At 73.1% G+C, this 11,763-nt stretch carries 9 protein-coding genes; 2 read left to right on the top strand and 7 right to left on the bottom strand.

The genetic code is table 11. The annotated features are described in order from the left end of the window. The first annotated feature begins 25 nt into the window (after positions 1 to 25). Positions 26 to 2,725, top strand: coding sequence for an exo-rhamnogalacturonan lyase family protein (locus tag ACFP1K_RS12130; protein WP_380750799.1), 2,700 nt, complete (start codon positions 26 to 28; stop codon positions 2,723 to 2,725). A 6-nt stretch (positions 2,726 to 2,731) separates the two neighbouring features. On the opposite strand, the gene ACFP1K_RS12135 is transcribed toward ACFP1K_RS12130, so the two are convergent. The 7 genes from ACFP1K_RS12135 to ACFP1K_RS12165 form a co-directional block, all read right to left on the bottom strand. Beyond that, on the bottom strand, positions 2,732 to 4,105 hold the full coding sequence (locus tag ACFP1K_RS12135; protein WP_380750802.1) for a sensor histidine kinase: 1,374 nt from the start codon (positions 4,103 to 4,105) through the stop codon (positions 2,732 to 2,734). Between the two features lie 84 nt (positions 4,106 to 4,189). Further along, positions 4,190 to 5,170, bottom strand: a complete 981-nt coding sequence (locus ACFP1K_RS12140) for a M24 family metallopeptidase (protein ID WP_380750806.1) — start codon at positions 5,168 to 5,170, stop codon at positions 4,190 to 4,192. After that, positions 5,167 to 6,081: an oligopeptide/dipeptide ABC transporter ATP-binding protein gene (locus tag ACFP1K_RS12145; protein ID WP_380750809.1), complete on the bottom strand. Its 915-nt coding sequence runs from the start codon at positions 6,079 to 6,081 to the stop codon at positions 5,167 to 5,169. The genes ACFP1K_RS12140 and ACFP1K_RS12145 overlap by 4 nt, the downstream gene beginning before the upstream one ends. Then, positions 6,078 to 6,869: an ABC transporter ATP-binding protein gene (locus ACFP1K_RS12150; protein WP_380750812.1), complete on the bottom strand. Its 792-nt coding sequence runs from the start codon at positions 6,867 to 6,869 to the stop codon at positions 6,078 to 6,080. The genes ACFP1K_RS12145 and ACFP1K_RS12150 overlap by 4 nt, the downstream gene beginning before the upstream one ends. Further along, entirely contained in the window at positions 6,866 to 7,717 is an 852-nt protein-coding gene (locus ACFP1K_RS12155) for an ABC transporter permease (protein WP_380750815.1), read from the bottom strand. The genes ACFP1K_RS12150 and ACFP1K_RS12155 overlap by 4 nt, the downstream gene beginning before the upstream one ends. Further along, positions 7,714 to 8,805 (bottom strand): ABC transporter permease, encoded by a 1,092-nt coding sequence (locus ACFP1K_RS12160; protein WP_380750818.1) that lies wholly within the window; start codon positions 8,803 to 8,805, stop codon positions 7,714 to 7,716. The genes ACFP1K_RS12155 and ACFP1K_RS12160 overlap by 4 nt, the downstream gene beginning before the upstream one ends. Next, positions 8,780 to 10,399, bottom strand: a complete 1,620-nt coding sequence (locus ACFP1K_RS12165; protein ID WP_380750821.1) for an ABC transporter substrate-binding protein — start codon at positions 10,397 to 10,399, stop codon at positions 8,780 to 8,782. The genes ACFP1K_RS12160 and ACFP1K_RS12165 overlap by 26 nt, the downstream gene beginning before the upstream one ends. A gap of 120 nt (positions 10,400 to 10,519) precedes the next feature. On the opposite strand from ACFP1K_RS12165, the gene ACFP1K_RS12170 reads away from it, so the two are divergent. Continuing rightward, positions 10,520 to 11,164 (top strand): Lrp/AsnC family transcriptional regulator, encoded by a 645-nt coding sequence (locus ACFP1K_RS12170; protein ID WP_380750824.1) that lies wholly within the window; start codon positions 10,520 to 10,522, stop codon positions 11,162 to 11,164. Positions 11,165 to 11,763 lie beyond the last annotated feature (599 nt).

Raw genomic sequence — 11,763 nt, forward strand, 5'->3', positions numbered from 1 at the left:
CCGAGCACGGAGGTGTAGTTCAGCCATGCCAGAAATCGCCAGAAGAGACGTGCTGAAGGGCATGGCGGCCACCGGCGCCGCCCTTCCCCTGCCGGCCCTGTTCCAGGGCGCCGCCGCGGCGTCGGCCGCCGCCGTGCCGGAGGTGTCGATCACCTGGCTGGAGGGCCGCCCCGCGCTGCCCGCCGGCGCCACCTGGGGCACCCCCTGGCCCAGGGGCGCGGTGCCGAGGGACCAGGCGTTCGCGCTGACCGCCGCCGGCGGCGCCGCCGTGCCCGTGCAGAGCTGGCCGCTCGCCTACTGGCCCGACGGGACGCTGAAGTGGACCGCGCACGCCATCGGCGCCGCCGCCCCGGCGGAGAGCTACACCCTCGGGCCCGGGACGGCCGCCGCGCCCGCCACGCCGGTCACGGTCACCGACGCCAGGAACCACCTCGACGTGGACACCGGCGTCATCAGGGTCCGCGTCCGCAAGGAGGGCTCCGAGCTGATCGCGCACATCCGGCGGGGCGAGGTGGAGATCGCGCGCGGGCTGCGCCTGGTCAACCTCCGGCAGGACGCGATCAAGGACGACGAGGAGGGCGAGACCCGGCGGGAGAGATACCTGAGCGACGTACGGAAGGTCACGGTGGAGCAGCGCGGCCCGGTCCGCGCCGTCGTCCGCGTGGAGGGCCGCCACCAGAGCAGGAAGGGCAGGGCGTGGCTGCCGTTCACCGTGCGGTTCTACTTCTACGCGGGCGCCGAGAGCATCCGCGTCGTGCACACCTTCGTCTTCGACCGCGACGGGACGAGGGACTTCGTCGCCGGGCTCGGCGTGCGGTTCGAGGTGCCCATGCGCGACGAGACGTACAACCGGCACGTGCGGTTCGTGGGGGAGGGCCACGGCATGCTCGCCGAGGCCGTCAAGGGCATCACCGGCCTGCGCCGCGATCCCGGGGCCGCCGTGCGGGCGGCGCAGGTCGCCGGGACGAGGCTCCCGGACGTCGCCACCTGGGACACCCGGGTGAGCAGCCGTCTCGACCTCATCCCCGACTGGGGCGACCACACCCTCAGCCAGCTGTCCGCCGAGGGCTTCACCGTGCGCAAGCGCACCCGCGAGGGGTACGGCTGGGTCGACGTCGACCAGGGACGGCGCGCCTCGGGCTGCGGGTACGTGGGCGGCGTCTCCGGCGGGGTGGTCTTCGGGCTGCGCGACTTCTGGCAGCGCCACCCCACCCAGCTCGACATCCGCGGCGCCCAGTCCGACCGGGCCGAGGTGACTCTCTGGCTGTGGTCGCCCGAGGCAGGCCCGATGGACACGCGGTTCTACCACGACGGCATGGGCCAGGACACCTACCCCGAGCAGCTGCAGGGCCTGGAGATCACCTACGAGGACTACGAGCCGGGGTTCGGCACGCCGTACGGCATCGCCCGCACCAGCGAGCTGACGCTGTGGGCCGTGGCGGCGACCCCCGCGGCCGACCGGCTGGCCGCGATGGCCGACGCCGTGCGCACCCCGCCGCAGCCGGTCAACCCGGCCGCGCACCTGGTGGCCGCCAAGGTGTTCGGCGGCCTGTTCGCTCCCCCCGACCGGTCCCACCCGGCCGCCGCGGCCGTCGAGGACCACCTGGACTTCCTGTTCTCGTACTACAAGGGGCAGGTCGAGCAGCGCCACTGGTACGGCTTCTGGAACCACGGCGACATCATGCACACCTACGACACCGACCGCAGGGTGTGGCGGTACGACGTCGGCGGCTACGCCTGGGACAACTCCGAGCTGTCGCCGGACCTGTGGCTCTGGTACGCCTACCTGCGCTCGGGACGGCCCGACGTCTACCGCTTCGCCGAGGCGATGACCCGGCACACCGGCGAGGTGGACGTGTACCACCTCGGGCCCTGGGCAGGCCTCGGCACCCGGCACAACGTGCAGCACTGGGGGTGCAGCGCCAAGCAGCAGCGCATCTCCACGGCCGTCTACCGGCGGATCTTCTACTACCTCACCGCCGACGAGCGCACCGGCGACCTGATGCGGGCGCTGGTCGACTCCGACCGGACGTTCCTGGCGCTCGACCCGCTGCGCAAGATCCGCACCGAGCCGTACGAGCCGGACCCCGAGGCCCTCGCCATCGGCCTCGGCACCGACTGGACCGGCCTCGCCGCGGCCTGGCTGACCGAGTGGGAACGCGGCGGCGACCCGGTCGCGGAACGCAAGCTCAGGGCGACCATGCGGACCATCGCCGCGATGCCCAACGGCTTCGTCACCGGCGAAGGGCTCTACAGCCTCAGCACCGGCGAGTTCGCCCCGGCGGCGCGCAAGGTGGCGGTGTCCCACCTGTCGGCCATGTTCGGGCAGGTGGAGATCTGCGCCGAGCTCGACGACCTCGTCGACATGCCGGAGTTCGAGGCGGCGTGGTTGCAGTACTGCCGCCTGTTCAACGGCACCGCCGCCGAGCAGACCGCCGAGACCGGGGCCGCGTTCGGCAACCTCATCCTGCGGCAGGGCCACTCCCGCCTCACCGCCTACGCCGCGGTGCGGCTCGGCCGCGACGACCTGGCGGCCCGCGCCTGGCGGGAGTTCTACACCGGCGACGGCTACGCCCCCGACCTGCCGTGGCGGTCGGAGAAGGTCGCCACGACGCTGAACCCCACCGAGGAGGCGGCGTGGGTGTCCACCAACACCACCGCCCTGTACGGCCTGGCGGCCATCCAGAACCTGGCGCTGATCGGCGACCGCATCACCGGCCCGTGACCGAGGTCAGGAGGGCGCCTCCTTCCGCGGCCGGATGGTGAGCAGGGGGACGTTCAGCACGAAACGGGCACCGGTCGGCGAGTCCTCCAGGCAGAGGGTGCCGTGGTGGCGCTGGGCGATCTCGCGGGCGATGGCGAGGCCCAGGCCGGTGCCCTGCTGGTCCTTGGCGCGGCCGGCGGGCAGGCGGGTGAAGCGCTGGAAGACGATCTCGCGCTGCTCGGCGGCTATGCCCTCGCCGTCGTCGATCACCTCCATGACGGCCCTGTCCGCCTCGTGCCGCACCAGGACGGTGACGGTGGAGGTGGCGTGCCGCTCGGCGTTGTCCAGCAGGTTGGTCAGCAGGCGGGCCAGCTGGAGGCGGTCACCGCTGACCACCACGCCGGCCTCCAGGCCGAGCACTACGCGCCGGCGCCGGGTGCGGTGGTTCAGCTCGGTGCGGACCAGCTCGGCGAGGTCGATGTAGCCGCGGACGATCCGTTCCCCCGCGTCCAGCCGGGCGATCAGCAGCAGGTCGGTGACGATGGCCTGCAACCGGTCCAGGCTGCTCATCAGGGCCTCACCGGTCTTCACCCAGTCGGTGTCGGCCGGGTGCAGCAGGCCCTCCTCCACCTGGGCGCGCATCGCGGTGAGCGGGCTCCGCAGGTCGTGGGAGGCGTCGGAGGCGAAGCGGCGCTGGCGTTCCACCGACTGCCGCAGCTTGTCCAGGGTCTGGTTCACGCTGTCGGCGAGGTCGCCCATCTGCTCCTCGCGCAGCGGCGGCGCGGCCAGGCCCCAGGACGGCTCGTCGGCCGTGACCTCGGCCAGCTTGATCCGGACGGCGTCCACCGGCCGCAGGATCCGCCGGGTCGCGCGGTACGCGCTGAACGCCGTCGTGCCGGTCAGCGCGACGGACCCCGCGATCAGCGCGGTGAGCAGCCAGCGGTCGACATACCACGGGACGGCCTCGTCGGCGCCGTAGATCAGCAGTTCCCCCTCGTCGCGGGGGAAACGCAGCACGACCACGAGCGCGCAGCCCTCCGGGAAGCCGGGCGAGCGGCACACCTCGCCCGACGTCATCGCCCGGCCGGGCGGCGGGGAGAAGCGCGCCACCTGCGGGCGGCCCGCCACGTGGGGGGTCGCCGCGAGGATCCGGCCCGTCATCTCGTCGATCACCTGGATCACGGGGATCGCCTGCACCGGCAGGACGGCGGGCAGCACGCCGCCCTCGGCCAGGGCCGCGATGGTCAGGGTCGTGTTGGCGATCTCGTGCCGCAGCTCGCCCTCGGCGGTTCCCCGCAGGCCGGACAGGACGAGCGCGCTCGCGCCCGCGCAGGCCAGTGCCGTCAGGACACCGGTGGCGACCGCCACCCGGGTCCGGACGGACCAGTCGCGCCAGAGCATCACCGCGCCCCCCCGTCCGCCTCATGATCACCCTAAATGGGCATCATTCGCGGCCCCGGCAGTGAATCGGCAAGACGGCTGAAACTATGGATCAAGGACGTGCAGCGCGCGGGGCGCCCGGTTCATCGGCCGCCCTCCGGATTCCGTGCACTCCACCACGTCGCCCACCCGCGCTCCGTACAGGTCGGGCACGTGCACCCCCGGCTCCACGACCAGCGTCATCCCCGGCGCCAGCGGGGTTCCGTCCCCCGGGACCAGCCACGGCGGCTCGCGGGGGTCCAGGCCCACGCCGTGGCCGGTGCCGCGCGTCGCGTACGGGCCGTAGCCGCTCTCGTCGAGCACGGTCCACGCCGCGGCGTCCACGTCGGCGGCGGTCGCGCCAGGTCGTACGGCGGCCAGCGCGGCGTCCCCGGCCAAGACCAGCACGGCGTGCAGCGCGTCGTAGTCCTCGGGCGGCTCGGCCACGACGAAGCCGCGGCTGGCGTGCGCGTGGTAGCCGCCGTCCACGGCCGTGACCCGGACCTGCACGGCGTCGCCGGGGTTGATGACCCGGCCGGACGGCGTGTGGCCGGGCCGCGCGGTGTTCTCCCCGGCGGCCACCGTCACCGCGACCACGCCGGGGGCGCCGGACTCCCCGGCCAGCCGCCGCGCCATGCCCTCCTCGGTGGCGCCGTACCAGGGCAGCTCGCGGGCCACGGCCAGCACCCGGTCGGCCGCCGCCGAGGCCCGGCCGATGGCGGCGGCCTCCTGCGGCCGCTTGCGGGCCCGCAGCGGCTCCAGCACGGCCGAGGCCAGCACCAGGTCGGCCGCCACCCGCAGCGCGAACAGCTCGCGGGCCCGCATCTCGCCGTCCACCGCGACCCTGGCCGCCCCGGCGGGCAGCAGCGCCGCGGCCTCCTCGGCGCCCGCCGCGAACCCCGGCTCCCGGCCGGGCACCAGCACCAGGAACCCCTCCGCCTCCCGCCCGGCGACGTACCTCTGGTCGGAGGACGGCCGCAGCACCATCGCGTCCAGGCCTGTCTCCGCCATCCTGGCGAGGACGGCCGCGACCACCTCCGCGGTCATGCCGGCGGGTACAGCCAGCAGGACACCGGGCCCGGCGCGGGCTCGGTCCGCGCGCAGACGTCCATCGCCTTCGGGCAGCGCGGATGGAACCGGCAGCCGGACGGCGGGTCCGCCGGGTCCGGCACGTCGCCCGGCAACTCCTCGGGCAGCGTGCCGAGGCCGTCGGCGGCGGGGATGGCGCGCAGCAGCGCCTGGGTGTACGGGTGCCGGGGGTCGGCCCAGACCTCCGCCGTCGGGCCGGTCTCCACGATCTTCCCGAGGTACATCACCGCGATCCGGTCGGCGATCAGCCGCACCACCGACAGGTCGTGGCTGATGAACAGCAGCCCGGCGCCCGACTCCACCGCGAGGGTGCGCATCAGCGTCGCCACCTGGGCCTGCGCGGACGCGTCCAGCGCGGAGATCGGCTCGTCCCCGATCAGCAGCGAGGGACGGGCCGCCAGCGCGCGGGCGATGGCGATCCGCTGCCGCTGGCCGCCGGAGAACTCGTGCGGGTAGCGCCCTGCCATCCCGGCGGGCAGCCCGACCCGCTCCAGCATGTCGCCCACGCTGGTCGCCCGGTCGCCCGCCACCGCCAGCCCGTCGGCGATCTGCGCGCCCACCCGGCGCCGCGGGTTGAGGGACGAGTAGGGGTCCTGGAACACCATCTGGATCCCGGTCAGCGCCCGGTCCCTGCGGCGCAGCCCGAGGCGTGTCACCGGGGTGCCGCCGAACGCGATGGTGCCGCCGGTCGCCGGGGTGAGCCCGCACACCGCGCGGGCCAGCGTCGACTTGCCGCAGCCGGACTCGCCGACCAGCCCGACGACCTCGCCCGCCGCCACGCCGAGGCTCGCGCCCGCGACCGCGCGGACGGCCGGGCGTCCCGGCGTGCGGTGGTCGACGACCAGGTCGTCCACGTCGAGCAGGGTCACGGGCCCTCCTGCGGCAGGTCGGTGCCCTCCCGGGGCAGCGCGTCGAGGAGGGCGCGGGTGTAGGGGTGGTCCGGCTCGCGCAGGACCCGGGCGCGGGGGCCGGTCTCCACGACCAGGCCGTCCCGCATCACGCTCACGTCGTCGGCCACCGCCGACATGACGCCGAGGTCGTGGGTCACCAGCAGCACCGCCAGCCCGAGCTCGTCGCACAGCCGCCGCAGCAGCCTGAGCATCCCGGCCTGCACGGTGACGTCCAGCGCGGTGGTCGGCTCGTCGGCGATCAGCACCCGGGGGCCGCACGCCAGCGCCACCGCGATGGCGATGCGCTGGCGCATGCCGCCGGAGAACTGGTGGGGGTAGCGGCGCACCGCGGCGGCGGGGGAGGGGATGCGGACCTGGCCGAGCAGGTCGGTGGCCCGCGCGTCCGCCTCCGCCTTGCCGAGGCGCAGGTGGTGCCGCATGTGCTCGGTGATCTGGCGGCCGACGGTCAGCATGGGGTGCAGGCTGGTCGCCGGATCCTGGAACACCATGGCGATCTCCCGGCCGCGCACCCGGTTCAGCTCGCGCGGCGGCAGGCTCAGCAGCTCGCGGTCGCCGAGCGCGATCCGCCCCGACGCGCGGGCGCCGTGGGGGAGCAGCCCGAGGGTGGCGAGGCCCGTCATGGTCTTGCCCGAGCCGCTCTCCCCGGCGAGGCCGTGCACCCGGCCCGGCGTGAGCGCGAGGTCCACGCCGCGCAGGATGTCGTGCCCGCCGATGGACACCTTCAGGCCCTCGATCGTCAGGCTCACAGCGCACGCTCCTTGATGGCCCGTGCCGTACGGGGGTCCAGCGCGTCCCGCAGCGTGTCGCCGAGGAAGTTGAACGCCAGGACCACGGTCAGGATGGCGAGGCCGGGGAACGTCGCCACCCACCAGCTGTCGAACACCTCCACGCCGGAGGCCACCATCGCGCCCCACTCGGGGGACGGCGGCTTGGCGCCGAGGCCGAGGAAGGACAGGCCGGACAGCAGCAGCAACGCGGTGCCGATGTCCAGCGTGGCGAGCACCAGCACCGGGCCGGTGACGTTGGGCAGCACGTCCACCCGCAGCGAGCGCCACGCTGAGAACCCGAGCAGCCTGCCGCTCAGCACGAACTCCCGCTCGCGCACCCCGAGCACCAGGCCCCGGGTGACCCGCGCGTACGCGGGCCAGGCCACCACCAGCACGGCGAGCACCGCGTTGGTCAGGCTGGCGCCGAGCGCGGCGGCGACCACCATGGCGAGGATCACGGTGGGGAAGGCGAACACCAGGTCGGCCAGGCGCATGATGCCCTCGCCCACCCACCGGCCGAAGTACCCGGCGCACGCGCCGAGCAGCCCGCCGACCAGCATCGACAGCGCCACCAGCAGCAGCGTCAGCGGGATCGACACCCGGGCGCCGTACATCACGCGGGACAGGATGTCGCGGCCCAGCTGGTCGGTGCCGAACCAGTGGCCCGGGCCCGGCGAGGCCAGCCGCGGCAGGTCCTGCGCCAGGGGGTCGTGCGGCGCCAGCAGGGGCGCCGCGAGGGCGATCACCAGCCACGCCAGCGCGGCCAGGCCCCCGGCGACGGCGAGCGGACGGCGCCAGGCATCCGGCAGGCGCCCCCAGAGCCTCACGACAGCCTCACTCTCGGGTCGATGACGCCGTACAGCACGTCGACCACCAGGTTGATCAGCACGTACACCGAGCCGACGACCAGGCCGACGCCCATGACGGCCGGCAGGTCCAGCGTGGTTGCGCTCTTGTAGGCGTACTGGCCGATGCCGGGGCGGGCGAACACCGACTCCACCAGCACCGTGCCGGACAGCAGGCTGCCGAACGCCAGGCCCGCCACCGTGATGATCGGCACCAGCGCCGACCGCAGCACGTACCGCGACAGGACCGTCCGGCCCGGCAGGCCCTTGGCCCGCGCCGCCCGCACGTGGTCCTGCCCGAGCACCTCCAGCACCGCCGAACGGGTGAAGCGGGTGAGCAGGCCGATGGTGTACGCGGCCAGCACCAGCGCCGGGGTCATCAGGTGCCCCACCGCCGAGGCGAACACGTCCCACTGGCCCGCCAGCGCGGCGTCCACGGTGAACAGGCCGGTCACCTGCGGCGGCGCGCTCATGTCGGGGGCGATGCGCCCGCTGCCCGGGGCGATCTGGAGCCGGAAGAAGAACAGGTAGAACGCCAGCAGCGCCAGCCAGAACGTCGGCACCGAGATGCCGACCAGGCTCGCCAGCCGCAGCAGGTGGTCCGACAGCCGGTCGCGGCGCAGCGCCGCGATCACGCCGAACGCCACTCCGGCGATCAGTGACACCACGATCGCCGCGCCCGCCAGCTCGATGGTGGAGGGCACGAACTCCGCGAGGTCGGTCAGCACCGGGCGGTGGCTCTGCTGGCTCATCCCGAGGTCGCCCTGGAGCAGGTTCCCGAGGTAGGTGAGGTACTGCGCGGGCAGCGGCTTGTCCAGGCCGTGCTCGGCGCGGAACTGCGCCACGATCGCCGGGTCGGACATCGCGCGCTGGCCGAGGTTGGCGGTCACCGGGTCGCCGGGGACCAGGTTGGTCAGGACGAAGGTGACGAGGGTGATCCCGACGCAGAGCAGCAGGGCCGCGACGATCCTGCGTACCAGGAACCGGGCCAGCGGGTGCCGCCCACCGGCGGCCCGGCGCTTGGCCGGGCCGCCAGGGGTGGGGTCACTTGGCGCCGAGGGCGGCGACATCGACCGTCCACACGGGGTGGAACTGGAGCCCGGTGACCGACGGGGCGGTCACGATGTTCTGGCTCGGCTGGATCAGCGGGATGAACGGGCTGTCGGCGTTCAGGCGGGCCTGGATGTCGGCGTACAGCGGCTTGCGGGCGTCGTCACCGATGGTGGTGGCGGCCTTGTCGCCGAGCGCCTCGAGCTCCTTGTCGGCGCCCGCCTTCCAGCCGGCACGCAGGCCGACCGTCTTGCCGGGCAGGAACACCAGGTAGTCGGTCGGGTCCGGGTAGTCCGGGCCCCAGTACCAGAGGCCGAGCTCCTCCTTGCCGTTGCGGTAGTTGTCCAGTGCGGTGGCCACCGGGGCGGGCGTCAGCTCGACGGTGATCCCGACCTCCTTGAGGTTGGCCTGGATGCGCTCGGCGAACGGCTGGAACGACAGGCCCTGCAGGGTCAGGTCGCTCGGGTACTCCAGCTTGACGGTGGGGTTGCTCACCCCGGACGCGGCCAGCGCGGCCTTCGCGCCCTCGACGTCCCGCTGGACGGCCTGGTCGGCGGGCAGCGCGCCGAGCAGCATGGTCGGGATGACGCCGGGCGCCTGCACCGAGCCCTCACCGGCCAGCTCCAGCAGCCCCTGGTAGTCGACGCCCTTGCGGATCGCCTCGACGACCTTGGGGTTGTCGGTGACCTTGCTCACCGCCGGGTCCCGGTTGGCGAGCAGGAAGACGACGTTGGCGGAGGCCGTCTTGACCGTCGTGTAGTCGGCGCCGACCGTCTTGATCTGGTCGCCGGACAGGTCCAGCGCCACCTGGCTGTCGCCGCGCTGCACGTTCAGCTTCTGGGTGGCGGACTCGACGTTGCGCAGCACGACCTTGGTGTAGGTCGGCTTCTTCGGGCCCCAGTACTTGGGGTTGGCGGTCAGCACGACCTGCGACTGCGCGTTGAACGACTCCAGCTGGTACGGGCCGGAGCCCGCCGAGGTGCCGTTGAGGAAGTTCTCCGCCTTGTCGGACTCGTCCTCGGTGCCGCCGTTCTGCTTGACGACCTTGGAGTTGACGATGCCGAGGGCCGGGTTGGGCAGGATGAACGGCAGCGCCGGGTTGGCGATCTTCGAGGTGAGCGTGACCGTCGACTCGTCGGTCTTGGCCACCTCCACACCGTCCAGCAGGAACGACGGGTTGCCCTTCATGTCGCGCACGCGGTTCAGCGAGAACACCACGTCGTCGGCGGTGACCGGGGAGCCGTCGGAGAAGGTCGCCCCCTGCCGGAGCTTCAGCGTGAGGGTCTTGCCGTCCTCGGACTGCTCGTAGGACTCGGCGAGGGACGGGACCGGCTTGGTCACGTCGGAGCCCTCGAAGGTCAGCAGCGTGTCGTAGAGCGCCTTGCCGATGATCAGGCCGGTGGGCTCGTAGTTGCGGCCGGGGTCGGCGGTCTTGAGCGTGAAGGAGGCGTCGACGACCAGGGTCTTGGCGGCCGGGCCGCTCTGCCCGCCCTGCGACGGAGTGGTGGACGTGCCGCCGCCGCAGGCGGCGAGAGATAGCGCGCCGGCGAGCAGGACCGGCAGCAGAGCCGCCCTCCCCTGCCACGCCGTGCGGCGCCGCGAACGGGTCGCCATTCTGGGTCCTCCGGAATTGAAGCTGTCTGGACGATTGTTGGCGTGTCGTCGAGGATTGTGGGTGGAAACGTCCGGTTCGCGGCGGGAAGCCGAGACGGATCTAGCGGATAGGAATCAGGTATGACCGAAATGTCAGGCGGGTCATCACGTGGAGGCGGGCTGGTTGGACGTATCGGCATCGGGCTGCAGCTCGACGCCATCCACATGAAGATCCTGCAGGTGCTGCGGGAGAACGGCCGGATCTCGGTCGCCGCCCTGGCCGAACGGGTCGGCATCTCGCGGGCGAGCGCCTACACGAGGTTCGAGGCCCTGCGCGCCGACGGCGTGATCAAGCGCTTCACCGCCGAGGTCGACCACGTGCGCGCCGGACTCGGCATCACCGCCCTGGTGTTCGTCACCGTCCGCCAGCAGATGTGGAAGCAGTTCCGCGCGCAGCTCGCCCAGATGCCCGAGGTCGAGTACTGCGCCATCACCACCGGCCAGCACGACGCCATGATCCAGATCCGCATGGCGGACGTGGCCGGCGTGCACGCCCTGGTCACCGAACGCCTGGCCGGCATCCCCGCCGTCAAGGCCACCGAAACCGTCTTCATCCTGGACGAAGTCCTCAAACGCCCCTACGTCCTCCCCTCCGACCGCACCCCCCGCCAGCAGTCCCGCCGCCCCTCCGCCGAGCCCACCACCCCCGACTCCGGCGTCCCCCTGGGCAAGATGCGCTTCGTCGGCGCCGCCGAAGGCCGCGCCGAGATGCGCGGCGAGCCCTAACCCTTCACCGCACTTCCTCACACACACTGACCTGCGGCGTGTCGTCCCCGTCGAACCGGAACTCCTCCACCAGCCGCAGCCGCCCATCCGTCAGTGGCTCCACCCGCGAGCTGCTCCTCCCCCCTGCCCGCCCCCCACTCTTCAGCACATGCACGTAAGAGATCTCGACCAAGTCCCCCTCCCGAGTCCCCACGAACCGCCCATGCGCCACCGTGTCCCCGTCATACCGCCCCCACACCACCCCGTCCGCCTCCTCATAGACGAACCGCGTAGGCCCCGCCGGATCCACCACGCTGGCCGTAGAACTGACCATGACGAACTCGCGCCCATCCAAGAGATTCATTTCACTCACGCCCGAAATGCTGCCCCCCACCACCCCCCAAGCCAAACCCCTCTAGACATTTAGCTAACATCCCCCCAACCAACCCAGTGATCCGTCCAACTGACCCCCACACAACCCCGGCTGTGCGCGGCGTCGGTGAATCGGTCCTCACCGGAGGGCGCGCTCCGCGCGAAAGCCGCAAGTCCCGTGAATGCGGGGGACACCCCCCACCCCCCCCCCCCCCCCCCCCCCCCCCCACCCCCCCCCCCCCCCCCCC

This window comes from Sphaerisporangium aureirubrum, assembly GCF_042658925.1.
GTDB classification, from domain to species: Bacteria; Actinomycetota; Actinomycetes; order Streptosporangiales; family Streptosporangiaceae; genus Sphaerisporangium; species Sphaerisporangium aureirubrum.